The sequence below is a fragment of the Methylovulum psychrotolerans genome (genome assembly GCF_002923755.1).
GTDB classification, from domain to species: Bacteria; Pseudomonadota; Gammaproteobacteria; order Methylococcales; family Methylomonadaceae; genus Methylovulum; species Methylovulum psychrotolerans.
Window position 1 is genome coordinate 438,133 of record NZ_PGFZ01000003.1, and the last position, 3,310, is coordinate 441,442.

Below are 3,310 nucleotides of genomic sequence, written 5' to 3' on the forward strand. Positions count from 1 at the left end.
GGTGGCTCACATGCTCTCCAATGACTCGACGCGATTTCGTATAGCCTGCATTTTCACTTCCGCTTCGCTTCGTGAAAACTCAGGCACTATCGCTTCTGGGGACTACTCGACTCCTGTCTCGCAGCGGCGGCGTTAGTGTTCATAGGCCGTAATTTACCAGAAACCGAAAGGCAGGCAGTGTGGGCTTCCTGCCGGGTCAGCTAATTATTCAGAGGATAACCAGTCATGCAAACGGCTAACCCGGCAAAGCACCGTATTCCCGTTATTGTGTTGAGCGGCTTTTTAGGGAGCGGTAAAACGACCTTGCTTAACCGCTTACTGGCACACGCGCACTTACCGGCGATTATCGTCAATGAATTCGGCAGTACCCCCATTGACCAGCAATTGCTTAGGACGCATAACATCCCTTTAAGCACCTTAGCGGGCGGCTGCTTGTGTTGCCAAGTACAAGACGTGTTAACGCCCTTGTTAAAAAACTTACGCATGGCTTGGGAGGCGCAGCCGAAAAAACCGTTTGAGTGCATTTTCATCGAAACCAGCGGGGTCGCCAACCCGGAACCCATTTTGGATACCTTGTTGCGTCAGCGTTGGTTGGCCGCGCGTTACCGTTTGGAAGGTATGATTGCCACGGTTTCGGCGGTGAACGGCGCCGAGGTGTTGGCGCGTTTTCCCGAAGCCCAAGCGCAAATAGCGTGGGCAGATAAAATCATCATCACCCATTCGGATAGGGCGACCGAAACCCAAATGGACGGATTGTTGGCGCAACTGGCGCGTTTAGCGCCTGCAATAACCCCATTACAAGCGGTTAACGGGCTTATTGACCCGGCGGAAGTCATGACCTTTCGTCATGCAGAGCGTTATCGGTTGCAACAGACGTTATCTATCCCCGCACATAATTTTTATAGCGTCAGTTTGCAATTTGACCAGCCGTTTGCTTGGGAGCGCTTACAAGCGATGCTGGAAACCTTACTCATGGCTTATCCTAAGCAATTGCTCCGCTTGAAAGGCTTGGTGTACACGCTCAATGAAAGTGATCCGCTGGTTGTGCAAGGTGCGGTCAAAACCCTTTTTCCGCCCGTTCGGATACCCGCCAGAGTCAGCGATGACGGGCGCAGCCGCTTAGTGTTTATCACCGACGGCGAACTCGCTGAGTTACCGACAGTCATTATGGAGATGTTGCAAAGCAGTCAGACATAAACGTTGGGTGGCCGATAAATGACCACCCATAAATCCTGCCGGAATGTTAATGGTGTGGTGAAAATAGAGGTCGAAAGCCCGCCATTTGCCACACTTGCCTCTGGCAAATCCCACACTGGATACTTTTAGTCGCCACTGATATTCTCGAAAAATAAACATAACAACTTGTTTATAAAGTAAAATAATATTACGGCACAGTTTCTGCTTTTGTTTAGGATGCCCTCGAGCGGCAGGGTGGCTGACCGCCGCCCTGCACTGGCCTCCTAATAACAACAAACAAACTAGCTAAGCTAACTAAAGGGAAACACAGATGACCAAACCACAGCACCTCACCCTCAAAACCCTAGGCATCGCCGCCGTGCTGGCGCAAGGGTTGGCGTTACCGACCGACGCATTGGCGGGCTGTCGGCTCCTGACCGCCGACCGGGTATTTGACGGCGAGACCTTACTCAGCAACGCAGGCGTATTAATCCACGGCGGCAAAATCGCCCGTGTCGATAGCCAAGACGCTTTAGCCGGGTCGTGCGGGAATAAAATCGCCATGGGCGACGCGACCATTGTGCCGGGGCTGATCGAATCCCATGCCCACATCACCTTCCAGAACGTCCGTAAAGACCAAGTACTGGCACACGGCATCACCACCGTCCAAGACACTGGCGGCCCCTTACAGCCCCCAGAAGGCGGTGCGGGACAATTGCGTTTATTGAGCGTCGGCCCCATACTTCAAGCGGCGGGCGGTTATCCGCTGAATATCTTTAGTGGCGGCGGCGCGGGCGGTTATGATCAAATCGGCCTGACCCTCGGCTCAGAGGCAGAGGCGCGGACTGCCGTCCAGCACCTCGTCGACGGCGGTGCTACCGCCATTAAAATCGCCTTGGAACCGGGCGGCGAAACGGGCGCACCGTGGATGCAGCCGCACGGCAGCAACCCCGTACCGCCGACACCGTGGGACATCTTGCCGCAAGCCGTCGCCACCGCCATTGCCGACGAAGCCCACCACCCGCAGAATGGCCGTCCTGTCCGCCGTGTCATCGCCCACGTCGGCGAAAACATCGGCTTTGAACGCGCCTTAGTGGCGGGCGTTGACGAATTCGCCCATATCCCCTGCGCCCCGCTAGATGCCGCCCTTATCAACCAAGCCGCCAACACCGCCGGACTGACCTTCGTCTCCACCGTCGACACCTTGGCCTCCTGTACCGATAGCGGTACCCACTTGGGTATCCATAGCAACATCATGCAACTGGCCGCGAAAATCGTCGACTGCGAGGCCGCCACCCCAGGCCAATGTGCGCAAATCCTTTACGGCTCGGAAATCGGCCACGATAACGTGCCGTGGGGAGTTAACGGTGAAGAAATGGCGATGCTGCTGCACCTGACCAGCGGCGAGTCAATTGATTTTGGCGACGTGCTGAATGTGTTTAAGGCCATCACTTCTAAAGCGGGCAAGCATTTAGGCATAGACAAGCTCGGCACTTTAAGCAAAGGTGCGCCCGCCGATGTCGTCGCCGTACGCGGCAACGCTTTTGCGCGTTTCAAATTGCTCGAATACCCGGATCTGGTCATCTCCGGCGGGCGGTTGGTGGTGAATAAATTTAAGTAACCGCAAGCACAGGACTTTGGGGCGCGGGCATCTTGCCCGCAACTGGCGGGCAAGATGCTCGCGCTCCCTCCCACCCCAGATAATGGTATAGAGTCCGGCGTTAAGCAAACGACAAGCTAAAGGTTAGCATACACGGTTAGGCCATCGAGCAATGGCTAAAGACCATTGCACTCCGTTCACGGCGGCCTCTCAGTGGAATGCAATGGTCTTTAGCCATTGCCGAGGGCTTTAACCTCGCGCTTAACCCAAAATCTCAGGTTGGCCTGTTCGACGGGGAAGATGCTCCCTCCCCTGCGAAGGGGAGGGCTGGGGCTTACAAGTGTAGGTTTTTAAAAAGTGACGGGGCAAAGCGTTGAGAGTAAATTGATGAGTGTCATCAACATCCGTTTACCGAAGGTGCCGCCATGCCCCGCCATCCAGAACTATACCAATGGATCGACACGATTGCCATGCATTTTCCGTCCCTCAGCAAGCCACAGGCATTGGGCTTGGCGTTGTGGAGTTTTGGCATGG

The 3,310-nt window shown here is 55.1% G+C and carries 2 protein-coding genes; both read left to right on the forward strand.

The annotated features are described in order from the left end of the window. Positions 1-225: 225 nt before the first annotated feature. Complete coding sequence (locus tag AADEFJLK_RS26215; protein ID WP_103974149.1) at positions 226-1,197, forward strand: CobW family GTP-binding protein; 972 nt, start codon at positions 226-228, stop codon at positions 1,195-1,197. Positions 1,198-1,507: 310 nt separating this feature from the next. After that, entirely contained in the window at positions 1,508-2,797 is a 1,290-nt protein-coding gene (locus tag AADEFJLK_RS26220; RefSeq protein WP_103974150.1) for an amidohydrolase family protein, read from the forward strand. Positions 2,798-3,310: the final 513 nt, after the last annotated feature.

Coding starts and splice junctions, on each gene's coding strand:
- AADEFJLK_RS26215 (WP_103974149.1), top strand. CDS start 226: ATGCAAACGGCTAACCCGGCAAAGCACCGTATTCCCGTTATTGTGTTG.
- AADEFJLK_RS26220 (WP_103974150.1), top strand. CDS start 1,508: ATGACCAAACCACAGCACCTCACCCTCAAAACCCTAGGCATCGCCGCC.